This window comes from Nocardia sp. NBC_00403, from assembly GCF_036046055.1.
Taxonomy (GTDB): Bacteria; Actinomycetota; Actinomycetes; order Mycobacteriales; family Mycobacteriaceae; genus Nocardia.
Genome location: NZ_CP107939.1, coordinates 4,479,991 through 4,504,675, shown reverse-complemented (window position 1 = coordinate 4,504,675; position 24,685 = coordinate 4,479,991). Strand labels below are relative to the sequence as shown.

Here is a 24,685-nt window from a genome sequence, read left to right as displayed (position 1 = left end):
GAGGGGTGGTGCCATCAGATATCTCCCTTGGCGAGGGAATCGGTTATGGACCCAGGTGGGGGGCTATTTCACGCAGTAGTTCGCCGGAGGTGATGAGGTCAGTTGCTGCGGCGATCTCGGGGGCCAGGTGGCGGTCGGGACCAGGGCCGCCGACCTTGGTGCGCAGCAAGGCGAGGGCCGCGGCGGTAGCCGGGGCGGGACGCAAAGGGGCGCGGAGGTCGAGTGCGCGTGCGGCGGTCAGGTATTCCACCGCGAGGACCGAGGTCAGTCCCGCCACCGCCCTGCGCAGCTTGCGCGCCGCCGACCAGCCCATCGAGACATGGTCCTCCTGCATGGCGCTGCTGGGGATCGAGTCGACCGATGCGGGTGCGGCGAGCCGCTTGAGTTCGCTGACGATGCCCGCCTGGGTGTACTGGGCGATCATGTGACCGGAGTCGACGCCGGGGTCCGCGGCCAGGAAGGCCGGAAGGCCGTGGGAGCGGGCGACATCCAACATCCGATCGGTGCGGCGCTCGGACATGCTCGCCACGTCGGCGACCGGGATGGCGAGGAAGTCGAGGACGTAGGCGATCGGGGCGCCGTGGAAATTCCCGTTGGATTCCAGCCGACCGTCAGCGAGCACGACCGGATTGTCGATGGCGGCGGCCAACTCTCGCTCGGCGACCGCCGCCGCGTGGCTGACGGTGTCGCGTGCGGCACCGTGCACTTGCGGCGCGCAGCGCAGCGAATAGGCGTCTTGCACGCGGTTGCAGTCGGGGCCGCGATGGCTGGCGACGATCTCGGAACCGGCAAGAGCAGCCAGGATGCGCCGCGCCGAACACGCCTGACCAGGGTGCGGGCGCAGTGCCTGCAGATCGTCGGCGAACACTCTGTCGGTGCCGAGCAATGCCTCCACGCTCATCGCGGCCGTCAGGTCGGCGATGTCGAGCAGGCAGTGCAGGTCGGCGAGTGCGAGGACCAGCATGCCGAGCATGCCGTCGGTCCCGTTGGTGAGCGCGAGGCCCTCTTTCTCGGCGAGGACGACCGGCTCGATACCGTTGGCCCGCAAGGCCGTTGCCGCCGGGACCACGGTGCCGGCGGAATCGATGACTTCGCCCTCCCCCATCAAGGCCAGTGCCACCGCGGCCAGCGGTGCGAGGTCACCGGAGCAGCCGAGCGAACCGAATTCGTGCACGATCGGGGTGATGCCCGCGTTGATCATCGCGGCCAGGGTGACCGCGGTTTCCGGCCGCACACCGGTATGCCCGGTGGCCAGGGTGCGCAATCGCAGCAGCATCATGGCGCGCACCACCTCCGGCTCGACCGCGGGGCCTGCGCCCGCGGCATGCGAGCGGATCAGCGATCGCTGCAGTGCGGCACGGCTCTCCGGCGGAATGTGGCGGGTCGCGAGCGCGCCGAAGCCGGTGGACACACCGTAGGTCGGGACGCTCCCCGCGGCCAGCGCATCGACGTGCTGGCGCGCCGAGGTCAGGCGCTTCTCGGCCGCCTCGCTGAATCGGACCTTCGCACCGAGGCGCGCGACCGCGACGACCCGCTCCATGGTCAATGGCCCGTCCAACTCGACCGTTGGCAACTGCGTGGTATCCGGCATATGCCCATTCCACAGGGCGCGGCACCGGTGGAGAATGAGGCGCGGCCAGGTTTTGTCTGAAATCCGAGACAATCCGAGGAAGTGGGCATGGGTCCGAGCAGTGACATCCCGGCATTGCGGCGCGGACTGGCGATCCTGCAGCTGATGGCCGGGCGGGCCGGGCCGGTATCCGCCTCGACCATCGCCCGCGAGCTCGACCTGCCCCGCTCCACCACCTACCACCTGCTCGCGGAACTCGAGCAGACGCGATTCGTCACCCGTCTGCCCGCCGAACGACGCTACGGGCTCGGCATCGCGGCATTCGAGCTCGGGTCGGCGTATCTACGCCACGACCCCCTCGAACGACTGGCACGACCGTTACTGCGCGTACTGGTCGAACGCGTCGGGCACAATGCGCACCTCGGCGTGCTGCACGGCAACGAACTGCTGTATCTGATCAAGGAGCGACCCGCCCGCCCGGAAACTTTGGTGACCGATGTCGGTGTCCGGCTGCCCGCCCACCTGACCGCCTCCGGGCGAGCAATCCTGGCGCACCTGCCTGCCACACACGTCCGAGCCCTGTTCCCCAACGCCGCGGCATTCGTGCGCCGCACCGACCGCGGACCGGCCTCGCTGGCGCAGCTGCGCACCACCCTCGCCGCGGAACGCCGCCGCGGCTGGGCCAGCGAGGACGGGCACGTGACCGCCGGTTTCGCCTCCGTCGCCTACGCCGTCTTCGACCACGACCACCGCCCGATCGCCGCGATCAGCGTGACCCTGCGTCACCACTGCACGCAGCGGCCTTGCGACGCCGACTGGTCCCAGCTCGCCACCCAAGTCCGCCACACCGCAGACGATCTCACCCGCCGCATCGGCGGGCGCGTCGAATAGGCGGCGGCCTCGCCTGCGCTCGGGCCGAGCGCGGAACATCGACGGACTACGTCCGAACCCACCCACCAGGCGGCGGCCTCGCCTACGCTCAGTCCTGCGCCAATGCCGCGCGAATCGCGGCGACATCGGGGTTGATCAGAACATTGTCGTTGATGACCGTCGTCGGAGTGATTTCGTCGCCACCGGTCAGGGTGCGCAGGTGGGCGGCGGCTTCCGGGTCGTGGTTGACGTCGATCTTGCGGAACGGTATCCCTGCCAGCCGCAGGCCGACACCGAGGCGCTGACAGTAAGGGCACCACCGTCGCCAATAGATGTCGATGGGGTGGCCCGGAGCGGGGTGTGGGGACATAGCACCATCCCTTTCGGATTCGGAAGTCCTATTGCGCAACCACGCCGCTACTCTCGTCGCCGTAGGTCACGCAACGCGCCCCGCGACAGGTCCGGCCACGGTGGTCGGCGGAGCACTGCGAGAGTGGCGATCACCGCCGACAGCAGGCCGATCAACTCGCCGAGCATGGCTATCCGGGTGCCGTCGACGGCCGGTGTCCATGAGGTCTTTCCGTCGTGAATGGCGAACACTCCGACCGGTCTTGCGGTCGGCCGCAGAATGCCGCCGACGCGGGTGACGGTGATGACCGTCGCCCCTTCCGCGGTCTCGTAGGGCGCGCCGTACACGAGCGAGCCCGCAATTTCCGCTGGAAGTTGCTTGCTGTGTACCCAAGGCTTCATTCCGCCCCTGCCCTCGTCAAGCTGCACGTCACCCAACTGTCCCGACAAAGAGACGGCGACTCGAAAAGCGTAGTACACGAAGAGCACCAACGGCCGCGTCTCGCCCGACCTGCAAGGCCGGGCGGGTTCGCGCCGTAGTCACCGATACGTCTTCAGGGTGAGGGCATCCGGTTCGTCCTCCGGCGGGTTTGCCGCCATGGCGTCGAACACCTCCTGCGGCGGCGGCTCGGCGAAGAGCATGCCGACCACCTCGTGCGCACCGTCCTGATTGATCTTCACGTAATCGCGCAGCTCCCGCTCGTACGCCGCAAAGGCAAGGGTGTAATCGCCTGCGGCCGAGGCGAGTTCGCCTGCGAGCACATACGCACCGATCAAGGCCTGCGAGGTGCCGCGACCCGACATCGGCGACGCGCACGCGCAGGCGTCACCGAGCAGCACCACCCGGCCGGTCGACCAGCTGTCCATCTGAACCTGACTGATGGGGGTGAAATAGAGGTCGGTGGCGGCGGCCAGATCCCCGAGCAGCCGGGGCACCTCCCAACCATCACCCGCGAACCGCTCGGCAATGATCCGCTTCTGTTCGTCGAGGTCCTGCCTGTTGTAGTCCAAAGGCTCCGAACCGAAGTAGAACGAGGCCCGCGCCTCGGCATTGTTCCTGACGCTGAAGACATTCACCGACTTTCCATTGCCGAGTTGGCAGGCCCGGCCCTCGTGGTCGAGGCCGAGGAAGTTCTCGGTGGAGATGATGGCGTTGTAGACCCCGAGGTGGCGGATGAACTGCGAATGTTCGCCGAACACGAGGGCCCTGACCTTGGAGTACAGCCCGTCTGCACCGACAACCAGGTCGAACCGTCGCGCCGGGCCGCTTTCCAAGCTCACCAGCACCCCGCTCTCATCCTCGGTAAGTGCGGTAATCGAGTTGTCGAAGATGTATTCGGTTTCATGCTTGGTGAGCTCGTAGAGGATGTCGGTCAGATCGCTCTTGAGCACTTCGAGATCGCCCGCGAAAATTGCCGACGGCATGGTCACCAGATGCTTGCCCGCACCGTCGACCACTTCGCTGTCGCGAATGTCGGTGCTGCACTTGTGTACTTCGTCGAGGATGCCCATGCGCTCCAGGACGGTCATGGCCTCGCCGCGGAAGTCCACAGCGTACCCACCGGCGCGTGGTTCCGGCGCCCGCTCGACCACGGTCGGCGCAAAACCGTAGCGGCGCAACCAGTACGCCAGCGCCGGACCGGCTACTCCCGCTCCGGAGATGAGGATGTTCGGGTTCGTCATGACCTTCTCGTTTCTCTGCGTATTCCGCGTTGTTGAATACAACGTACATGACACCTCGTACGTTGTACATACAGTACTACCCATAAAATTCCAGGACGATTCGCTACTATGACAATCATGCGTACTAGTACACCAGGTGCCGACGCCACCCCGCCCTACCTGCGCATCGCCGCAGAGATCCAGGACCGGATAGCCTCGGGCGAGCTGCGGACGGGCGACCGGGTGCCCTCGGCTCGGCAAATCACCAAGGAGTGGGGCGTCGCCATCGCCACTGCCACCAAGGTTCTCGCCACGCTGCGCCAGGAGGGCACGGTCCGAGTGGTGCCCGGCGTCGGCACCGTGGTGGACGCACCGCACGCCGCACCGCAGCGGGAGAAACCACCGGACACCGAGCTCACCGAGCAACTCGTGGTGCGGGCCGGAATGGCTATTGCCGACGCCGAAGGGCTTGCCGGACTGTCGATGCGCCGCATCGCGACCGATCTCGGCGTGCCGACCATGTCGCTGTACCGCTATGTGGGCAGCAAGGATCGCTTGGTGCTGTTGATGGCCGACGAGGCATTCGGCGAAGCCGAGTTCCCCGACCCACCGCCCACAGGTTGGCGCGCGCGACTCGAAGTGCTGGCCCGTCTGCAGTGGGCGATGTACCACCGCCATCCTTGGGTCGTGACCGCATCGTGGGTGAGCAACCCGGTGCCGACCCGAAAGCTCTTGCGGCACACCGAGTGGGCTGTCCGGTCATTGGACGACCTCGGTCTCGATCCGGACGCGGTGCTCTACGCTCACGTCTCGCTGTACAGCTACGTGCGCGGCATTGCGGTCAATCTCGAGGTGGAGTCGGCCGCACGACGGGAAGGTGCGCCCATCGAGCCATGGGACGCCAAAGAATCGGAACTCGAACACCTACTACAGAGCGGGCAATTCCCCACCCTGGCAAGTCTCAACGAGCGCAACGATTTCCAGTTCGAAATCGACACGCTCTTCGAATTCGGCCTGCAGCGCCTGCTGGACGGGTTCGCTGCGTTCGTGGAGCCATACCACTGACGCCAGGGAGGGTGAAAGAGCCGAAATCTATTGGGCGGACGCCCAGCCGAGGCAATGCTGTGACGTCCACCCGATGGGCTTACTGTCGCACAGACAACATCCGACGCAAGCCGTGGACCGCAAGCGCCACATCGCGCAAGCCGGACGCGCTACCAAGTGCGGAGAACAACCACTCCACACAGCATCAGATAGCAGACGAAACACATAGATCCGAGCAAGGCGATCTCAACCACCACCCACCTACCACCCCTCCGCATGGCCGCCGCCTCCCGCTCGGGACGCCACCGCAAATAACCGCTGCGGCGCGCCTCCGGGGCCGGCCGTCCAAACCCAACGGCCGCGGACACGACCAAGACCCCCGATGCGCGGCAAGCCATGCTCGCCGCACACCACCGAGCATCCGACGGCCGCGCCGCGAGACCGCCGACCCGGGTGCCGATGGTCGCGCCCATACTGATCGTGTCGGCATTGCGGCTCCAGGCAGCTGCTCGAGGTCGTAGCCGGTCTTCCACGGGCCTTGTAGGTCACCTACGCCATATCGAGCTGGGCGCGGGCAACCAACCCACGATGAACCACGGCCGCCCTCGGACCACCCGCTCGATGGCGGCTGAATGATTTCGCTACCCGACAACGCCGACGTTCGCCCTGCTGGCAGGGGTAACCTGCGGTTATGGACGCAGACTCGGCAACCTTCGGTGTCGAGGAGGAGTTTCTCCTTGCGGATCCGCGCACCGGTGCGCCCGTTCCGAAGAACGTGGAAGTAGCGCAGACGGCGGCAGAGCTCGGTTTCGGCCTGCAACTCGAACTCACCCGCTGTCAGGTGGAGACGAGCACCGCTGTGCACACCAGTGCGACCGCGCTGCGCGATGAGCTGCGTGACCTGCGCAGAGGCACTGCATCGTGCGCCGAGAAGAACGATGCCCGACTGCTCGCGGTGGCGATTCCGCCAACCGTGCCGCAGCAGTTTCCGATCACCGACACGCCGCGCTATCGGCGCATGTCGGCGGACTTCGGCATGCTCGCCCATGAGCAGGGGTTGTGCGGGTGTCATGTGCATGTCGGGGTTCCGGACCGCGAGGTCGCCCTGCAGGTCAGCAATTTCCTGCGGCCGTGGTTGCCGCTGTTCCTCGCACTCACCGCGAACTCCGCGATCTACCGCGGGACCGAGACCGGTTATGCCAGCTGGCGCAGCATCCTGTGGCGACGCTGGCCGAGCGCGGGGCCACCGCCCTATTTCGAATCGGTGCGCGACTACGACGCCATGGTGGCGATGATGCTCTCCAGCGGCAGCATCTTCGACGAGAAGATGGTCTATTGGGATGTCCGCCCGTCGATGTCGTTTCCCACTGTCGAGATCCGCGTCAGCGACGTGCCCGCCACGGTCGAGGAGACTGCCCTGCTCGCGACCTTGGTCCGAGCCACCGTGCTGATGGCGCGAAAGTCCTTGGCGCAGGGGCGGAATGCACCCCCGGTGACAGCCGAAGTGCTGCGCGCGGCGTACTGGAAGGCCGCGCGCAGCGGCATCGACGGTGACAGCGTCGACCCGGTGGACGGTCGCGTCCGGCCGGCGGTCGAGCAGCTCGCCAAGCTCGTCGAGCACGTCGAACCCGCGCTGGAGGAGCTGGGTGAACGCACGCTCGTCGCGGACTCGATCACTGCCGTTCTCGCCCGCGGCAACGGTGCGATGCGCCAGCTCAACGCTTTTCGAGAACGTGACGACGTCGACGATGTCGTCGCCGAGTTGACCGAGGCGACCCTGGAGGGCTGTTAGGAGCGCAAGCCGCGCGGATCAGATGGGCAGGAACCCGGCGCCGACGTCCCCGCGCCGGTTGATGTCGTTCATGATCACGCTCATGGTGGTGCCGACCTCCGGACCGAAGCAGCCGACGGCCAGGTAGGCGTTGACCATGCCGACCAGTGTCGAGCCGACGACGACCGGTGCGCCGGAATCACCCTCCAGCACACACATCTGGGTCCAGGTCTCGCTGTTGGTCCCGAAGACATCGCCCCAGGCGACGCCGCAGGTGTTGCCGGTGGTGCGGCCCTTTTTGCACACCACCATCGGGAACTGGGCCGGAGCGCCGATATCGGTGATGGTGACGGACCCGACCCGATCGACAGGGGTGATCCGGCCCGGGTCGAACTGGATGATGCCGTAGTCCAGGTCATGATCGGAATGAACGAACCGGCCGACCACGCCGTAGTTGGGGTTCGCCTCGGCGATCACCTGGGAACCGGGTTCTCCGCAATGCCCGGCCGTGAGCCCGACCAGCCTGCCCGCGTCGTCGTAACCGACGGTGGTCACGGTGCATTGAAACCGACTATCGATGATGATGCCGGAACCACCGCCGACAGCGGGTGCGCCGGGTGCGGCGATCGCCGCACCACTACCGGTCCCGACCAGGGCCGCGACCGAAACGAAGGCGAAGCCCGTGTTGGCCGCCTTGATCAATGTGAACATGTCCCTCCAGGGTGGGAAGTTCGTTCGCCTCACGCTGCACACGAAAAGTGTTCATCATACGAGGCCTGCTCACGAAGCTTGGTCAATGTCCTGGCCAGGATGCGCGACACCTGCATTTGCGAGACTCCGAGGGAATCGGCGATCTGTTGCTGAGTCTTCGACTCGAAGTACCGCATGATCAGTATCAACCGTTCCCGCTCCGGAAGCGCGGCTATCAGCGGACGCACGGCCATCGCGTCCTCCATCAGGCCGTAACAGGGCTCTTCGGCGCCCAGGGTGTCCGCAAGGGGCAGCGGCGAGCTCTCGCCATCGGCGACGGTCGTCGCGTCGAGCGAGTTCGCCCGGTAGCCGTTGCGCGCGACCAGCGCCTGGGTGACCTCCACCAGCTCGAGGTCGAGTTCCCGGGCGATCTCGCGGGCGCTCGGCATCCGGCCGAGGCGGTGCGACAGCGTCTCGGTCACCGGACCGATCTTCAGCTGGATCTCCTTCAGCCGGCGTGGCACCCGCACCGACCAGGTGCGGTCCCGGAAGTGCCGGCGGATCTCGCCCATGATGGTCGGCACCGCAAACCCGAGAAACGAGCTGCCGCGAGACACATCGAAACGGTCCACCGATTGCACCAACCCGAGTCGTGCGATCTGCTGCAGGTCGTCGACCGATTCTCCGCGGCCGGAGAATTTGCGGGCGATGTGCTCGGCCAGCGGCAGGGCGAGGTCGATGATGTGGTTACGCAGCGCGGTGCGGTGCGGGTCGGTGTCGTCGAGCGCCGCCAACTTCTCGAACCAGGGCTCGATATCGTCGTAACTGTCGCCGCGGCGGGTGCATCGCGGCGATTCGGTCCGTTCGGTGGTCGACTCGTCCATCATCGGTCTACCTCGTTCCCATCGGAATTCGATTCTTGTTGGGTACCCGATCACCCTCGGATCAAAAGAGGCGAGCACCACCTCCGATCGCCGAACGGTCCGGAATCGACGTTGGACCTGCGCCGATACCGCAGCAATTCGGACCGAATCCGGCCGGAAATCACCGGCGATCACTCGGAGATAGCCGATGGCTATCAAATCCCGGACGGGCCGAGCGAGCTGATGTCTCCGGTCAGGCGCCGGCGCGGCGCGGCAGCGCGAGCTGCAGTTCGAGCAGCAGGCGATCGGCCGGGTCGGAGAGGTCGACGCCGACGATGTCTTCGACTCGGCGGATGCGATAGCGCAGCGTATTCGGGTGCACCTGAAGCGCCGTTGCCGCGTTGCGGACGTCCCCGTGCTCACGTAGATAGGTTTCGACGCTTTCCTGCAGGTTCGCGGTGTGCTTGCGGTCGTAGTCGAACAGCGCTTGCAGGCGGGGGTCGTGCAGGTCGGGTCGCGCGCCGACCAGGTCGAGGATCTCGGCGAGCAGGACCGCGGTGCGGGACTCGGCCAATGTCGTCACCCGACCCTTGGGGAAGGTGGTTGCCGTGCTGTCGAGGACCCGATCGACCTCGGTTCGTGCGCTCGCCACATGGGTGAGATCGGCGACGGGGATGGCGATGGCCGCGCGCAGCACCAGCGACCGCTTCGTTTCGAACTGCGCGACCAGTTGGCGCGTCCAGGCGTTCACCGCACGCACCGACTGATAATGCGGCAGCAGAACATAGACCCGTTCGCCGAGTACCGCGGTAAGCGAGTCGCGGCGAAATGAGCTGGCGTGCAAGCGCAGTGCGTTGGCCACGGATGCTGATTCGGTCGATGCCTGCGCGGTGTCGTTGAGCGCGAATCCGACCACCGCGGCGGGACCGGTCACCGGGATGTTCAGCGCGCTCGCCACCGAGGGGACATCGACTCCGCTGCCGCGGGCACCGAAAAGCCTTTGTATCAGCAATGTTTCGGTGGATGGCGCGTCGAGACTGCGGGAGATGATGCGAGCCGCGATCGCCGATGCGCCGCGCAGCACCTCCGCCGCGTCCGGCTTGAACGGCTTGTCACCCTGTTGGAGCCAGATCGTGCCGAGAACCCTTGGTGTACCGACGGTTCCGTCCGAGGGACGCCGAATGCTGACCACCAGTCGGTGTTTGATGTCCAGTTCGTCGTGCGCGGGCAGATCGATGACCTCGTCGGTCTGGCGCAACTGGTCGAACACCCCCCACTTCTGCAGGATGCGCAGGTAGTCGCGCGGTCCTTCGCGGCCGAGAATGGACAGGATTCGCAACTGGTCGGCGGCCTCGTTGGAGGCGGAATAGGCGAGCACATTCGAGTGCGGGTCCTCGATGGACACCATGCCGCCCGCGTTCTGTGCGACGATCTGGGCAAGGCCGAACAGATCGGTGTCGGTGGCGAGGCGATCGTGCGCCTCGGTGGTAGAGCGCTGCCCGCGCGCGCGTTCGAGCATCCGGCGAACCAGCGGAAAGACCTGATCCCAGCGCGCCTGCTGGTGCACGGCCACCAGCGCAACACCGGCGCGGTGTGCCGCCGCGCGGACGGCGTCGGACTCGTGCGCGATCTTCGACAGCACCGCTCGCGGCCGATGCGCGACGGGGCGTTTGCCCACGGCGCGCAACCACTGCAGCGCCTCGGCTTCGACGATGCCGACATGCAGGTACATATCCTGCATAGGTGAGCCCGAGTCGGTCTCCACCGTCAGGTCGGAACTGTCGACCAGCGCCACCGACCGAATCGCGACCGTATCGCCCGCGGGCGCGTCCAAGAGCTCGACCACCGCGGTGTCCAGGGCGTCGAGCAGCTCACGCAGCGTGCTTCCCTCGGTCTGCGTATTCGTCGCCACTGCCGCCACCTCACTTCCCCAAACCAGTACATCACTTTAGCCAGCCGGACAAGGCTGCACCTCTATCTTTGTTCGACTGGCTCATCCTTCCTACCGTTTTCCGGTGTTGACTACCGCTCAATCGTCGTCGTCCACGACTTTTCGAAACTCCATACACCCCAGGAGGATTCATGGACACCATTGCGACCACCCCGCAGCCGGTCAACGAACCGGTGGGGACCTTCGCCCCTGGCAGCGCGGAACGTGCGCGGTTGCAGGCGAAACTGGCCGACCTGCAGGCAACACCGACCGAGATCCACCATGTCATCGGCGGGGTGCACCGGCGCACGCCCGGTCCGACCATCGACGTGGTGCAGCCACATCGGCACGCCGCCGTACTCGGCACGCTCACCATGGCGGGACCGGACGACGCCAGAGACGCGGTCGAAGCGGCCACCGCCGCAGCGCCGGGCTGGCGTGCGTTGTCGTTCGAGGACCGCGCCTCGGTCTTCCTGCGCGCGGCCGACCTGTTGTCGGGCCCGTGGCGCGAAACAATCGCCGCCGCGACAATGCTCGGGCAGTCGAAAACCGCCTATCAGGCCGAGATCGACGCACCCTGCGAGCTGGTCGACTTCTGGCGCTTCAATGTGCACTTCGCGCGACAGATTCTGGCCGAGCAGCCGATATCGACCGCCGGGGTGTGGAATCGGCTCGAATATCGCTCACTGGAGGGGTTCGTCTACGCGATCACCCCGTTCAACTTCACCGCGATCGCCGCAAACCTGCCGACCGCACCCGCGCTGATGGGCAATACCGTGGTGTGGAAGCCCGCGCCGACGCAGGCGGTCGCCGCCTACTGGACGATGAAGCTGCTGGAGGCCGCGGGCCTGCCGCCAGGAGTGATCAACCTGGTGCACGGTGCCGGCCCCGAGGTGTCGGACGTAGTGCTGCCCGACCGCAGACTCGCAGGCATCCATTTCACCGGCTCCACCAAGACCTTCCAGCACCTGTGGCGTGCGGTTGCGAACAACATCGCCGACTACCGCACCTACCCGCGCCTGGTCGGGGAAACCGGCGGCAAGGATTTCGTGCTTGCGCACAGCTCCGCCGACCCCGCGGTGCTGACCACGGCGCTGATCCGCGGCGCCTTCGACTACCAGGGTCAGAAGTGCTCGGCTGCCTCGCGGGCGTTCGTCCCGAAATCGGTGTGGACGAAGATGGCGGGCGATCTCATCGACAAGGTCTCCGCACTGACCTACGGCGACGTCACCGACTTCGGCAATTTCGGTGGCGCGGTGATCGATAAGCGCGCCTTCGACCGCAATGCCGAAGCGATCGCCCGCGCCAAGGCGACGCCGAGCCTGACGATCGCCGCGGGCGGCCATACCGACGACAGCGTCGGCTACTTCGTCGACCCCACCGTATTGCTCGGCGACGACCCCACCGACGAGGCGTTCAGCACCGAATACTTCGGTCCGATCCTCGCCGTCCACGTCTACGACGATGCCGTCGCCGGATCCTTCGACGCTGCCCTCGATCTGGTCGATCAAGGCTCGGCCTACGGTCTGACCGGCTCGATCATCGCCGAGGACCGCAATGCCGTCGCGAAGGCGACCGACAGCCTGCGTTTCGCGGCGGGCAACTTCTACATCAACGACAAGCCCACCGGCGCGGTCGTCGGTCAGCAGCCCTTCGGCGGTGGTCGCGCGTCCGGAACCAACGACAAGGCGGGCTCGCCTCAGAACCTGCTGCGCTGGACCTCCGCACGCACCCTCAAGGAAACCTTCGTCCCGCCGACCGACCACCGTTACCCGCACCAGGCAACCGAATCGGAGACCGTGTGATGGCAAAGTCCGGACTGCTGCGGCCCGCCATGCTGGCCGCCTCGCGCTCACCGCGCATCGAGCGCACCGTCTCGCGGATGCCCGCGACCAGGAAACTCGTCGACCGGTTCGTCGCCGGTCGATCCGAGGACGAGGCGATCGCCAGCGCCGCCGCCCTGCTCAGCTCCGGCAGGTACATCACCATCGACTACCTCGGTGAAGACACCACCGAGCTCGACCAGGCAATCGACACGGTGTCGCATTACTTGGAGCTGTTGTTGCAGCTGGCCAGGTTGCGCGAGCTGGTCGACAACACCGGATCCGTCGTCGGGCCGCTGGAAGTGTCACTCAAGCTCTCGGCACTCGGGCAGTCCCTGCCCGGTGACGGGCACACGATTGCGCGGGATCACGCCTACCAGATCTGCGCTGCCGCAGCCGCAGCCGGCGTGTGGGTCACCATCGACGCCGAGGATCACACCACCACCGATTCCACGTTGTCCATCGTGCGGGAGCTGCGCGCGGACTTCCCCACACTCGGCACCGTGCTGCAGGCCTACCTGCACCGTACCGAATCCGACTGCCAGGACCTGGCGGGTCACGGTTCGCGTATTCGCCTGTGCAAGGGCGCCTATCGGGAGCCCGCCTCGGTCGCCTACCAGCGCAAGACCGACGTCGACGAGTCCTACCTGCGCTGCCTGCGCGTGCTCATGAACGGCGACGGCTACCCGATGGTCGCCACCCACGACCCGGCGATCATCGACGCCGCGCAGCGCTTCGCGACGGAAGTGGATCGCAAGGCCGACGAGTTCGAGTTCCAGATGCTCTACGGCATCCGGGACGCCGAGCAACGACGGTTGGTCGAGGAGAAACATCACCTGCGGGTCTACCTGCCCTATGGCGACCAGTGGTACGGCTATTTCATGCGCCGCTTGGCCGAACGTCCGGCCAACCTGGCGTTCTTCCTGCGCTCGCTCGTTCCGGGGAGCCAGCGCTGAGCGCCGCACCGGGGCACGGGCTGTAGTCCGATCGGACAAAGGCACCTGAACGTTATTTATCCAACTCGCCGATCACACCGCAGCTGTGGTCGTATTAGCTAGCTCCAGCTGAATGTGTGATCTGGGTTACTGCATGGTGGCAGTGACGCAAAGGACGAAAGGATGTCTATGTCCATGGCGGAGTTGCGCAGCCAGATGTTGCGCCGCAAACCCCTACGGGAACTCGACGACGATGTGCCCGCCGATGAGCAGCTCTCGCGATCGCTCGGCCTGTGGCAGCTCACGGCAATCGGCGTCGGCGGCATCATCGGCGCAGGCATTTTCACTCTCGCCGGCGCGGTCGCGCACTCCGTCACCGGTCCCTCGGTGCTCATCTCCTTCCTGATCGCCGGCGTCGCCAGCGCCGCCGCCGCACTCTGCTACGCCGAGTTCGCGGGCATGGTGCCCAAGGCCGGATCCGCGTACACCTACGGCTATGTCTCCCTCGGTGAGATCGCGGGCTGGTTCATCGGCTGGGACCTGCTGCTCGAATACATCGCGGTGGCCGCGGTCGTCGCCATCGGTGTCTCCGGCTACTTCCGATTCCTGCTCGAACAGGTCGACATCTCGCTGCCCGACTGGATGATGGGCGCACACGGCACCGGCGAAGGCCATGTGATCGACGTTTTCGCGATGCTGTTCTGTCTGGGCACCGCATGGCTGCTTTCGCGCGGCATCAAGAGTGTCGGCCGGTTCGAGACCGTCGCGGTCGGCATCAAGGTCGCCCTCGTGGTGCTCATCGTCGTGCTCGGTGTCTTCCACATCGACAGCTCCAACTACACCCCGTACTTCCCGTTCGGCACCGGCGCGGTGTGGACCGGCGCGGCCACGGTGTTCTTCGCGGTGTTCGGCTACGACGCGATGAGCACCGCGGCGGAGGAATCCACCGATGGCAAGAAGCACCTTCCGAAGGCCATCATCTACTCGCTTGCCATCGCGATGGTGCTCTACGTCCTTGCCACCCTGGTGCTGACCGGTATGCAGAAATACTCCGAAATCAGCCCGACGAGTGGCTTCTCCACCGCCTTCGAATCGGTCGGCATGCCGGGCATCGCGAACATCATCGCGATCGGCGCCATCGTCGGCATCGTCACCGTGGTGCTCACCTTCATGCTCGGCGTCACCCGCGTGTGGTTCGCGATGAGCCGCGACGGGCTGCTGCCCGAGTGGTTCGCCAAGACCCATCCCGTGCGCAAGGTGCCGACCAGGGTGACCTGGATCGTCGGTATCGGCGCCGCGGTAATGGCGGGTCTGCTCGACATCACCGTGGTCGCAGAACTCACCAATATCGGCATTCTGATGGCCTTCATCGTCGTGTCGGTGGCCGTGATCGTGCTGCGCCGCACCCGGCCCGACGAGCCACGCGAGTTCAAGCTGCCGTTCATGCCGGTGATCCCGCTGATCGGCATCGGCTTCTCGATCTATCTGATCTGGTCGCTGCCGTATCAGACCTGGGTGCGCTTCGTGGTCTGGCTGGTTGTCGGGCTCGCCGTCTACTTCACCTACTCCCGCACCCACTCCAAGCTCAACGCGGACGCCGCAAAACCGGCTACCGCAGGCTGATGAGGGGCGATAGGGGTGGCGCGTACTCGCGCCACCCCTATCGTGTTTTCGGGCCCATGACGTGAGCCCTTACGGCATGACCGGCACCGAACCGGCTCAGCTCACCGGGCTGCCCGATTCGGCACCCGTGCGCAGCCGATCTCGGCGTGAGCGCGTGGGCACAGCGAGCATCACGAGTGCGAGAGCCAGCACCGCCAACCCACCCCAGGACACCATCGGCAGGCGTTCACCGACGACGACAACCCCAAGCAAAGCCGCGACGGCAGGCTCGGCGAAGGTCAATGTGACGACCACCTGCGCTGTGGTGTGCCGCAGGGCGTAGCCGAACAGGCGGTAGGCGACGAACGTCGGGAACACCGCAAGATGCAGCGCCACCGCCGCCCCGCGCAGGGTCAACAGCCAGGACATGTCGGTGCCGAGCACGACCGGCAGCACCAGCAGGCCACCGATGCCGAACATCGTCCCCATCACCGAGTTGGACGCGTGGCCTCGCGCGATGAGTCGCGCGCTGATCAGCGAGTAGACGGCATAGCACAACCCACCGACAGCGGCGAGCACGATGCCCGCGAGATCCACCGGGGCGCTCCCACCGCTGAGTTCGGGGCCGAGCACCAGAACTGCGCAGCCGAGCACAGCCGCGGCCGTGGCACAGAGCCACCGCCTGCTCGGGCGGGCTCGCCCGATGATCCAGGCGAGCAGACCGGCAAAGACCGGGGCGCTGCCGAGAGTGATCACGGTGGCGACGGCAACGCCCGTGCGCGCGACGGCCGGATAGAAGGTGATCGGATAGCCCGCGATCGCCACCGCTGCGAGCAACAGCAATCCCCGCTCGGCGCGGGTACATCGCAGGCGGGCGCCGCGGTGGGAAAGAAATAGCAGCAGACCGCCGAGGGCGAGGCCCGCCGAGCCGATGGCAGCGGCCGGTGCGCCCGCCGGGGCCAAGGAGCCCGCGGTTCCCGTCGTACCCCAGAACACCGAGGCGGCGAGGATAGGCATCGGCCCACTGAAGAAGCTGGACCGCGGGCGGTGAACGGACTGGGAAACAGGCAGAGACGTGGTGCGATTCGGCACAGTCGTGAACTTCCGTCGAATTCCGGTGGGAGGTGGATTCGAAACGGGCGCACGACACAGCCCGGACTACCCTCGCGGGTCAGCCGGGAATCTTTGTCGAGAAGTCAGCAGGTGCGCCCGGTCAGGCGCACGGCGGCGGAGTGACGACATGCCAGTACGTGTTCACCGGTCGATCGTATACCGAGGCTGCCGAAATAGCCTCCGAATATTGTTTGTCGAGCGGCAGATCCGGCGAACGATGTTCTGTACCGTCGAGGTTGTGCGGAAGAACGAGACGCCTGCGGTACCGGCCGTCACCAGCAAGCCGAGTCAGGTCGTCCCGATCGATGACATCGACCGGGTCCTGCTCGATCAGCTCGCGCGCGATGGACGCATCACCAACAATGCCCTCGCCGCGATCGCGGGGATCGCGCCATCGACCTGTCTCGGTCGAGTCAGATCGCTGGTCGAACGCGGCGTGATCCGGGGGTTCCACGCCGATATCGATCCGGCCGCGCTCGGCCGGAACCTACAGGCCATGATCGCGGTTCGCGTGCACGGCAACGCGCGCCAGCACCTCGCCCAGTTCGGAGAGCAATTGTCCGAACTCGACGAGGTGCTGAATGTGTATTTCATCGCGGGCGCCGATGACTACCTGATCCATGTCGCCACGGCGAACAGCGACGGGCTGCGGGTTTTCGTGCTCAACCATCTGAGCGCGCATCCCGCGGTCGCCTCGACCGAAACGATCCTCATTTTCGAGCACGTACGGCCGCGAAACCGCATATTCCCCTAGGCGGCCAGCTGCTGCGCCACGTAACCGTGTGCGGCAGCGACCGATTCGGACAGCAGCACACCCTTGTGGGTGCTGAGCCCGTTCGCCAGGCCGGCATCCGCGGCCGTCGCGTCGCGCCATCCGCGATCGGCGATCGAAATCGCGTACGGCAGTGTGGCATTGGTGAGCGCGACGGTCGAGGTGTAGGGCACCGCGCCGGGCATATTGGCCACGCAATAGAAGACCGACTCGTGCACCCGATAGGTCGGGTCCGCATGGGTGGTCGGCCGGGAATCCGCGAAGCAGCCACCCTGATCGATCGCGATGTCGACCAGCACCGAGCCCGGCTTCATCTGCGCGACAAGCTCATTGGACACCAGCGTGGGCGCCTTCGCACCCGGCACCAGCACCGCACCGATCACCAGATCGGCTTCCCGGACCAGGTTCTCCACCTCGAAGCTGTTGGAGATGATGGTGCGCACCTGTCCCCGGTACTGGGCGTCCACCTCACGCAGCCTCGCGATATTCAGGTCGAGGACCGTCACATCCGCGTGCATACCCACGGCGACGGCGATCGCATTGCTACCGGCGACGCCCGCACCGAGCACGACCACCTTGGCGGGCCGCGCACCCGGCACACCACCCATCAGCACGCCGCGTCCACCGCCGCTGCGCATCAGGTGGTAGGCGCCCGCCTGCGGAGCAAGCCGGCCCGCGACCTCGCTCATCGGAGCCAGCAGTGGCAGCGACCCGTCCCGGCCGGTGACCGTCTCGTAGGCGATCGAGGTGATGCCGGACTTCAGCAGTGCGTCGGTGCAATCCTTGGACGCCGCCAGGTGCAGATAGGTGAACAGCACCTGGTCCTCGCGCATCCGCGAATACTCCTCGGCCACCGGCTCTTTCACCTTGAGCACCAGGTCGGCAACGCTCCATACCTCGTCGGCGGATTCCAGCACGCGCGCGCCGAGAACCCCGTATGCCTCGTCCTCGAACGCCGAGCCGCGACCGGCCCCTGCCTCGATGTATACCTCGTGTCCACGGGAAACCAACTCGTGCACCCCGGCGGGTGTGCACGCGACCCGGTACTCGTGATTCTTTACCTCGCGAGGAATTCCGATCTTCACCAAGACTCCTGAACGTCGATTCGTCGGATTGCGATCGATGCCCCCGATGAGGCGGGGATCACCACACGAGTGAGTATGAAGATTATGCAAGATCAGATCTAGATAGATGAATATAGTTCTCAGATTTAGCTATATTGACGTTATTGATTCAGAATTCAGAGCTTTCCGGGGCCTCAGCTTGAAACATCTTCGGACTTGCCACCCGGCGGCAGCTGATCGAGCGCCCACTGCGCCCACTGCTGATTCATCGCATAGAACCGCTGACCCCACACCATCGCCATCCGGCCGTAGTTGGACAGGTCGTTGTCATCCCAGTCAGTGGTCGCCTCCAGCTCCGCAAGAGCCGCGACGCCTTTGGCGGATCCGGCCTCGATGTCGGAGAGGTATTCGCGCGCCTGCTCCTGCGGGATGACACCGAGGAAGAACACGCGCAGCAGCATCTCGTTGCGCACCACACGTTTCGGCTTGGTGTCGGTCAGCCAATCTCGGAGATCGACCCGACCGGCATCGGTGAGCGTGTACTCCTTGCGGCCACGGGGCCCTTCGTCCGACACGGCAATGAAATCCGCGTCGGCCAGCTTGGCGAGCTCGGTATAGATCTGGCTCTGCGTCGCAGGCCAGACGTTGGCCAGCGAACCCTTGAATCGCTGCAGCAAGTCATAGCCACTGGCCGGGCGGTCGGCCAGCAGACCGAGCAGGGCGTATCGAAGGCTCATGCCGTCACCCTACATTCCACTATTGACATGTGGAGATACCACTCTCTAATTTAGACATGTCAGAACTGGAATATCACGGCACGAGGAGCTCCACGAACATGTCGTACCTGCGCACCTTCGCACCCTGGATCGCCTACGCCGTGATCCCGTCCGCGCACTGGCAGTGGGCGGCACTGATCGCCTTCGGCATCTCCGCCGTCACCATCGCCCAGCAGACCAGGGCGGGCCTGCGCGTGGAGGCCATGATCATCGATATCGGTTCGGCCCTGTTCTTCGCCGCACTGACGGTGCTCGCCTTCGCCGACCCGAACACCGCCCTGCACCCCTATACCCCAGCGATCTCCTCCGGTGTGCTCGCGATTATCGCGGGTGTTTCCTTGGCCGTGCGGATGCCGTTCACGCTGGGTATCGCCAAACAGACCACGCCGCGCGACCTCTGGGAACACCCGGTCTTCATCCGCACCGGCTACATCATCACCTCCGTGTGGACTGCGAGCTTCGCCGTCGGCGGCATCGCCCTGGCTGTTCTGGCCCACTCCTCCTCGACGCTGCGCAGCGGCGCACAGGTGGCCGCCTTCGTGATCCCGATGGTGTTCACCATCCGCTATGTCGCCTATATCCAGGGCCGGGCGCAAGCGCCCGGCCAGCCTCTTTCCTGACTCCCCGCGATAGATCGGTGTCGCCCATGACTACTCCGCTCCCCCACCTGATCGGCAACTACGCGCCCGTCACCGAGGAACTCACCGCCTATGAGCTATCGGTCACCGGCCGGATTCCGGCCGAGCTGAGCGGCTGGTACCTGCGCAACGGCCCGAATCCGCACGCCGCCGCCTCGTCACACTGGTTCCTCGGGAACGGGATGGTGCACGGTGTCCGGTTACACAACGGGCGCGCGATCTCCTATCGCAACCGGTGGGTCCGCACCTCCACCTTCACCGACGGAGCCCGTAGCTACGACAGCGAAGGCAACAGGGATCTCGCGGCCGGCGTCGCCAACACCCACATCATCCGACATGCGGGACACACGCTGGCACTGGTCGAATCATCCTACCCGTACGAATTGACCTGTGAGCTGGACACCGTGGGCCCCTTCGACTTTCAGGGCAAGCTGCGCACCGCGATGACAGCGCACCCGAAGACCTGCCCGGCCACCGGTGAGCTGCATTTCTTCGGCTACGACGTCACCGGACCGACCTACCTGACCTATCACCGCGCCGACGCCGCGGGCAATCTACTGCTCACCCGCCCCGTCGACGTACCCGCTGCCACCATGCACCACGACTTCAACCTCACCGCGGAGCACGTCGTATTCATGGATTTGCCGGTGGTTTTCGACATCGAGACCGCGAAAGCCGGGGCGGGAATGCCATTCCGGTGGCGCGACGACTACCCGGCCCGCCTCGGTGTGCTGCGTCGGGACGATCCGCACGGTGAGATCCGCTGGTTCCCCATCGATCCCTGCTACGTCTTCCACTCGCTCAACGCCCACGACGAACCGGGGCACATCGTGCTGCATGTGATGCGCTACCCACAGCTGTGGCGCACCGAATCACACACCTACGACGAGGCCAGCCTCTGGCGCTGGACCATCGACCTGACCACTGGCACTGTCACCGAAGAGCAACTCGACGACCGCGCCGCGGAGTTCCCACGAATCGACGATCGACTGGCCGGACTGGACGCCCGCTTCGGACACGTCACGGTGTCCGGCGAATCCGGGACCGGCGCATTGATCCGCTATGACCTGCATACCGGCAGCCGGACCACACACGAGTTCCGCGCGGGACAGCTCCCCGGCGAAGCTGCTTTCGCCCCTGCCGACGCGCGACCCGGCGGCGCCGGCTATCTGATGACCTACGTATACGACGCCGATACCGATCGCAGCGACCTGGCTGTGCTCGATGCGACAGACCTGGCCGCGCCACCAGTTGCCACCATCCACCTGCCCGCCCGCGTCCCGCACGGCTTCCACGGCAACTGGCTGCCCGATCTCTGACCGGCGTCATGCCGCGGCGGGTCGGCCACCTGCGAACCAGGTGCCGATGGTCCACGCTTCGATGACCGGATCGGGTCGGCGCCCACCGCGCCAGCGGGCCACCATCGAGCTCCTCGATCGGAACAACCAGCGGGTCAGGAGTTCTCGTCCGGTGGCCGGAACAGAGTGAGCGCGGCAGGTTGACTGGTGAAGGTGAAGTCCTTGCCGCGATGGTCGACCTCGCCGTCGGTGGCCAACGACACGGGAGCATAGGCGACGCCGACATCGAGCCGATCGGCCTGGCGGTGGACGTAGGTCGCCGAGCGTTCCAGCGTTCCGGTGAGGGTCGCCCAGATCAGCCGGGTACGCGAGAAAGCGAGGTCAGCGCGCAGATAGCGGATGTCGAGGGTGCCGCGGTGGATTTCGGGGCGCGACATCGGGATCTGGTGCGACGGATGGTAGCGGCCGTTACCGACGAACAGCATCCAGATGGCCGTGCGCGCGCCATCGATAGTGGTGTGCAATGGCTGCGCGCGAAAAAGTAGTCGCACCATGGCAATTCCCGCGGCGGGCCATTTGCCGATGCGTGTCTCCCACCGCTCACGCAGTCGGACGAAGTCCGGGTAGCCGCCGAGACTGGCTGTGTTGATGAAGGTTTGGGGTTCGGATCGGTCGAATTGCACGCGGGCGGTGTCGATCCGGACCACCTCCCCCGCGTCGAGGGCCCGCAGCGTCCGTGCCATGTCCTCGACGCCCGCGTCGCGCGCGAAATGGTTGAGTGTGCCGCCCGCGAACACCGCGAGGGGCAGTCGGTGGTGCACGGCTGCGGCCGCCACGCTCGACACGGTCCCGTCGCCGCCGAGGACACCGAGCGCGACGATGTGCTCGCGGCCGAGCAGATCCCCGAGTTGCGCCTCGAGGTCGGCCTCGGGGTCGAGCTCGAGGACCTGCGCCGCGGGCAGGCGCGTCCGCAGCTGTTGCAGGGCGTCGTCGGCGGCACCACTGCCGGAGAACGGGTTGCCGACCAGGAGCAGCCCGTTCCCGCCCTGCACCGGCTCGATCCGTGCGCTCGGCCCGAGCGTCGCCGGATCGTCGGGACGCGCCGCCCACCAGCGGCGAGTTGCTAGGGCAATCGCACTCCCGAGCGCCGCACCTGCGACGACGTCCGATGGCCAATGCACCCCTATGTGCACCCGCGAATATCCGACCGCCAGCGCAATCGGCGCGACCAGAACCCCCGCCGTCGGCGATTCGAGCGCGACACCCGCCGCGAAAGCCGCGGCCGAGGCGGCGTGTCCCGAAGGAAACGACGACGACACCGGCGGTGAAACCAGTCTGCGCACGAAGGGCACCGACTCGTCCGGCGGTCGGCGCCGCGGAAGCAATGGTTTGGCAATGCCATTGGCCACCGCACTCGCGACACTCACCGCGAGCAGCCCACGTACCGCACCGCGCCGCGGGGCACGACCACCGACCACGACGAGGGCGGCGGCCACTCCCATCCACAATCGGCTGTAGTTGGCGCTCATGCTCAGGCTCCGCAGTAAACGGTCGGCTGCGGTGGGTGGCACCCGCGCGCTGCGGTCTACGAGCAGCCGATCCAGGCCGTTCGTCCGCCCGTGCAGCCGCGCGCTCGAAGTCCTGCGCTTTCGGCGTCGCATTGCCGAAGCCTATCGACTGTCACCGAGCCGCGTCGTCGCCATCGGCTCGCCGACTGTCTTCGGCGGTGTGCCGATCATCAAGACTTCGGTTCCACCACAAGAGAATTGGACATGGGTGCCGTCCTGGTAGGCGTTGCAGCTGCCGGGTCTTATAGGTCAGGCCGCCGGCGGGATCCAGTGCAGTGCAGCCGTGACCTTCCGGAGTAGCGGTGCCGACATGGCGGCACTCGTGACAACTGGCGCCGTGCGCTCGCCGGAGAGCGCCGGCCGTTCGGCGACGCACGATCCACTCCATCAATCGACGTATTCGGCCATAGTCGCGGCGCTGTGGGACCGATAGGGTGTTCAGCCGCGTCGAGCCATGGCCATGAGGGGTTACTCCTCGCTAGAATTTGTCTGCGAGTAGGGCGTGTCCGCAGGTTGTTCGCCCGAATGCGGGTTTGCCGCGCATACGCTATCGCTGGTTTGTTGTCAGGTTCGTCCCGCAGCCAGGAGGATCAGTGACCGCCGTTGAGCCACAGCCAGTGCCGCAGTTGGTAGCGACTCGGCCGTTTCCTGCGCGGTTCGGGCCGAAGGGCTCGGCCATCTACCGGGTGGTCACCACGACCGACCCGAAGGTGCTCGGCCAGATGTACCTGTTCACGTCGATGTCGTTCTTCATGGTCGGTGGTCTGCTTGCCCTGCTGATGCGCGGTGAGCTGGCCAGGCCGGGTCTGCAATTTCTTTCGCCGGAACAGTTCAATCAGCTGTTCACCATGCACGGCACGATCATGTTGCTGTTCTACGCGACAGCCGTGGTGTTCGCGTTCGCGAATATCGTGCTTCCCCTGCAAATCGGCTCGCCCGATGTCGCGTTCCCCCGTCTGAACGCCATCAGCTACTGGCTGTACCTGTTCGGTGCGACCATGGCTACCGCGGGCTTCGTCACCCCGGGTGGCGCCGCCGACTTCGGCTGGACCGCCTACAACCCACTCGCCGCCATCGTGCACTCACCGGGCGTCGGTGCCGATCTGTGGATCTTCGGCCTTGCGGTATCAGGCCTCGGCACCATCCTCGGCGCGGTCAACATGATCACGACGGTGGTGTGCCTGCGCTGCCCCGGCATGACACTGTTCCGGTTGCCCGTGTTCGTCTGGACGATTCTGGTGACCAGCATCTTGATCCTGCTCGCGTTCCCGATTCTGACCGCGGCGCTGCTCGCGCTGTACTTCGACCGGCACCTCGGTGGTCACATCTACGATCCTGCCACCGGCGGCACACTTCTCTACCAGCACCTGTTCTGGTATTTCGGCCATCCCGAGGTGTACATCATCGCGCTGCCGTTCTTCGGCATCGTGTCGGAGATCTTCCCGGTGTTCAGTCGCAAACCGATCTTCGGTTACACCGCGCTGGTTTATGCGACGTTCGCCATCGGAGCCCTGTCGATCGCGGTGTGGGCGCACCACATGTACGCCACCGGAGCCGTCCTACTGCCGTACTTCTCGTTCATGACGTTCCTCATCGCAGTTCCGACCGGGGTGAAATTCTTCAACTGGATCGGCACCATGTGGCGCGGTCAGCTGACCTTCGAGACGCCGATGCTGTTCTCGGTCGGGTTCATCGTCACCTTCTTGTTCGGTGGTCTGTCCGGTGTCCTACTGGCCAGCCCGCCCATGGACTTCCACGTGTCCGACACGTATTTCGTTGTCGCCCATTTCCATTACGTGCTCTTCGGCACCATCGCGTTCGCCACCTACGCCGGAATCTACTTCTGGTTCCCCAAGATGACCGGTCGCATGATGGACGAGCGGCTCGGCAAGTGGCACTTCTGGACCACCTTCCTCGGCTTCCACGCCACCTTCCTCGTCCAACACTGGCTCGGCGCCACCGGTATGCCACGCCGCTACGCCGACTACCTGCCCGGTGACGGCTTCACCACACTGAACACCATTTCCACCATCGGCTCGTTCATCCTGGGCGCCTCGGTGCTGCCGTTCGTCTGGAACGTCTTCAAGACCTACCGCTACGGCGAGGTCGTCACGGTCGACGATCCATGGGGCTACGGCAACTCCCTGGAATGGGCGACCAGTTGCCCGCCGCCGCGGCACAACTTCTACGAGCTCCCCAGGATCCGTTCGGAGCGACCGGCTTTCGAGTTGCACTACCCGCACATGGTCGACCGGATGCGCACCGAAGCACACGTCGGGTGGGGCGCGCCCCAGCACACCACCCACGAGGTGCACGAAGCGCACGAGGCGCACGAGGCGAAGTAGCCG

General features: G+C 65.9%; 21 protein-coding genes. 10 read left to right on the top strand and 11 right to left on the bottom strand.

Annotated features, from left to right (window positions below):
- Nucleotides 1–43: 43 nt before the first annotated feature.
- Entirely contained in the window at nucleotides 44–1,591 is a 1,548-nt protein-coding gene (hutH, locus tag OHQ90_RS19965) for a histidine ammonia-lyase (RefSeq protein WP_328399620.1), read from the bottom strand.
- Between the two features lie 87 nt (nucleotides 1,592–1,678).
- On the opposite strand from hutH, the gene OHQ90_RS19960 reads away from it, so the two are divergent.
- Nucleotides 1,679–2,461, top strand: coding sequence for an IclR family transcriptional regulator (locus tag OHQ90_RS19960; RefSeq protein ID WP_328399618.1), 783 nt, complete (start codon nucleotides 1,679–1,681; stop codon nucleotides 2,459–2,461).
- An 88-nt stretch (nucleotides 2,462–2,549) separates the two neighbouring features.
- Here the strand turns inward: OHQ90_RS19960 and OHQ90_RS19955 are convergent, their stop codons facing one another.
- The 3 genes from OHQ90_RS19955 to OHQ90_RS19945 all read right to left on the bottom strand — a co-directional run bounded on the left by OHQ90_RS19955 (nucleotide 2,550) and on the right by OHQ90_RS19945 (nucleotide 4,471).
- Nucleotides 2,550–2,810 carry a glutaredoxin family protein gene (locus OHQ90_RS19955; RefSeq protein WP_328399616.1) on the bottom strand — a complete coding sequence of 87 codons (261 nt, stop codon included), beginning with the start codon at nucleotides 2,808–2,810 and terminating at the stop codon, nucleotides 2,550–2,552.
- 47 nt (nucleotides 2,811–2,857) lie between these two features.
- A complete protein-coding gene (locus tag OHQ90_RS19950; RefSeq protein WP_328412959.1) occupies nucleotides 2,858–3,190 on the bottom strand; it encodes a hypothetical protein in 333 nt (110 codons plus the stop codon).
- Nucleotides 3,191–3,328: 138 nt separating this feature from the next.
- Entirely contained in the window at nucleotides 3,329–4,471 is a 1,143-nt protein-coding gene (locus OHQ90_RS19945) for an FAD-dependent monooxygenase (protein ID WP_328399614.1), read from the bottom strand.
- Between the two features lie 117 nt (nucleotides 4,472–4,588).
- Between OHQ90_RS19945 and OHQ90_RS19940 the strand changes: the two genes are divergently transcribed.
- Both OHQ90_RS19940 and OHQ90_RS19935 read left to right on the top strand, forming a co-directional pair.
- Nucleotides 4,589–5,515 carry a TetR/AcrR family transcriptional regulator C-terminal domain-containing protein gene (locus OHQ90_RS19940; RefSeq protein WP_328399612.1) on the top strand — a complete coding sequence of 309 codons (927 nt, stop codon included), beginning with the start codon at nucleotides 4,589–4,591 and terminating at the stop codon, nucleotides 5,513–5,515.
- 670 nt (nucleotides 5,516–6,185) lie between these two features.
- A complete protein-coding gene (locus OHQ90_RS19935) occupies nucleotides 6,186–7,286 on the top strand; it encodes a glutamate--cysteine ligase 2 (RefSeq protein ID WP_328399610.1) in 1,101 nt (366 codons plus the stop codon).
- A gap of 18 nt (nucleotides 7,287–7,304) precedes the next feature.
- Here the strand turns inward: OHQ90_RS19935 and OHQ90_RS19930 are convergent, their stop codons facing one another.
- The 3 genes from OHQ90_RS19930 to OHQ90_RS19920 all read right to left on the bottom strand — a co-directional run bounded on the left by OHQ90_RS19930 (nucleotide 7,305) and on the right by OHQ90_RS19920 (nucleotide 10,739).
- Nucleotides 7,305–7,976, bottom strand: coding sequence for a S1 family peptidase (locus OHQ90_RS19930; protein ID WP_328399608.1), 672 nt, complete (start codon nucleotides 7,974–7,976; stop codon nucleotides 7,305–7,307).
- Between the two features lie 29 nt (nucleotides 7,977–8,005).
- Nucleotides 8,006–8,839 carry an RNA polymerase sigma factor SigF gene (locus OHQ90_RS19925; protein WP_442941482.1) on the bottom strand — a complete coding sequence of 278 codons (834 nt, stop codon included), beginning with the start codon at nucleotides 8,837–8,839 and terminating at the stop codon, nucleotides 8,006–8,008.
- 232 nt (nucleotides 8,840–9,071) lie between these two features.
- The gene (locus OHQ90_RS19920; RefSeq protein ID WP_442941142.1) at nucleotides 9,072–10,739 is read right to left on the bottom strand and encodes a PucR family transcriptional regulator; all 1,668 of its coding nucleotides are present in this window, start codon (nucleotides 10,737–10,739) and stop codon (nucleotides 9,072–9,074) included.
- 161 nt (nucleotides 10,740–10,900) lie between these two features.
- On the opposite strand from OHQ90_RS19920, the gene pruA reads away from it, so the two are divergent.
- The 3 genes from pruA to OHQ90_RS19905 all read left to right on the top strand — a co-directional run bounded on the left by pruA (nucleotide 10,901) and on the right by OHQ90_RS19905 (nucleotide 15,129).
- On the top strand, nucleotides 10,901–12,553 hold the full coding sequence (gene pruA, locus OHQ90_RS19915; protein WP_328399602.1) for an L-glutamate gamma-semialdehyde dehydrogenase: 1,653 nt from the start codon (nucleotides 10,901–10,903) through the stop codon (nucleotides 12,551–12,553).
- Nucleotides 12,553–13,527, top strand: a complete 975-nt coding sequence (locus OHQ90_RS19910) for a proline dehydrogenase family protein (RefSeq protein ID WP_328399600.1) — start codon at nucleotides 12,553–12,555, stop codon at nucleotides 13,525–13,527. The genes pruA and OHQ90_RS19910 overlap by 1 nt, the downstream gene beginning before the upstream one ends.
- 168 nt (nucleotides 13,528–13,695) lie before the next feature.
- Nucleotides 13,696–15,129: an amino acid permease gene (locus OHQ90_RS19905; protein ID WP_328412957.1), complete on the top strand. Its 1,434-nt coding sequence runs from the start codon at nucleotides 13,696–13,698 to the stop codon at nucleotides 15,127–15,129.
- A gap of 96 nt (nucleotides 15,130–15,225) precedes the next feature.
- Here OHQ90_RS19905 and OHQ90_RS19900 read toward each other — a convergent pair whose 3' ends face one another.
- A complete protein-coding gene (locus tag OHQ90_RS19900; RefSeq protein WP_328399598.1) occupies nucleotides 15,226–16,125 on the bottom strand; it encodes an EamA family transporter in 900 nt (299 codons plus the stop codon).
- Nucleotides 16,126–16,459: 334 nt separating this feature from the next.
- Between OHQ90_RS19900 and OHQ90_RS19895 the strand changes: the two genes are divergently transcribed.
- Nucleotides 16,460–16,975: an Lrp/AsnC family transcriptional regulator gene (locus OHQ90_RS19895; RefSeq protein ID WP_328399596.1), complete on the top strand. Its 516-nt coding sequence runs from the start codon at nucleotides 16,460–16,462 to the stop codon at nucleotides 16,973–16,975.
- Here OHQ90_RS19895 and ald read toward each other — a convergent pair.
- Complete coding sequence (ald, locus tag OHQ90_RS19890; RefSeq protein WP_328399594.1) at nucleotides 16,972–18,078, bottom strand: alanine dehydrogenase; 1,107 nt, start codon at nucleotides 18,076–18,078, stop codon at nucleotides 16,972–16,974. The two genes, OHQ90_RS19895 and ald, sit on opposite strands and share 4 nt — an antisense overlap.
- 173 nt (nucleotides 18,079–18,251) lie before the next feature.
- On the bottom strand, nucleotides 18,252–18,794 hold the full coding sequence (locus OHQ90_RS19885; protein ID WP_328399592.1) for a PadR family transcriptional regulator: 543 nt from the start codon (nucleotides 18,792–18,794) through the stop codon (nucleotides 18,252–18,254).
- A gap of 56 nt (nucleotides 18,795–18,850) precedes the next feature.
- Here OHQ90_RS19885 and OHQ90_RS19880 point away from each other — a divergent pair, with 56 nt between their 5' ends.
- On the top strand, nucleotides 18,851–19,453 hold the full coding sequence (locus OHQ90_RS19880; RefSeq protein WP_328399590.1) for a hypothetical protein: 603 nt from the start codon (nucleotides 18,851–18,853) through the stop codon (nucleotides 19,451–19,453).
- 26 nt (nucleotides 19,454–19,479) lie between these two features.
- Nucleotides 19,480–20,790 (top strand): carotenoid oxygenase family protein, encoded by a 1,311-nt coding sequence (locus OHQ90_RS19875; RefSeq protein WP_328399588.1) that lies wholly within the window; start codon nucleotides 19,480–19,482, stop codon nucleotides 20,788–20,790.
- 134 nt (nucleotides 20,791–20,924) lie between these two features.
- Here the strand turns inward: OHQ90_RS19875 and OHQ90_RS19870 are convergent, their stop codons facing one another.
- Nucleotides 20,925–22,430 (bottom strand): bifunctional phosphatase PAP2/diacylglycerol kinase family protein, encoded by a 1,506-nt coding sequence (locus OHQ90_RS19870; protein ID WP_442941141.1) that lies wholly within the window; start codon nucleotides 22,428–22,430, stop codon nucleotides 20,925–20,927.
- 500 nt (nucleotides 22,431–22,930) lie between these two features.
- Between OHQ90_RS19870 and ctaD the strand changes: the two genes are divergently transcribed.
- Nucleotides 22,931–24,682: an aa3-type cytochrome oxidase subunit I gene (ctaD, locus tag OHQ90_RS19865; RefSeq protein WP_328399584.1), complete on the top strand. Its 1,752-nt coding sequence runs from the start codon at nucleotides 22,931–22,933 to the stop codon at nucleotides 24,680–24,682.
- Nucleotides 24,683–24,685 lie beyond the last annotated feature (3 nt).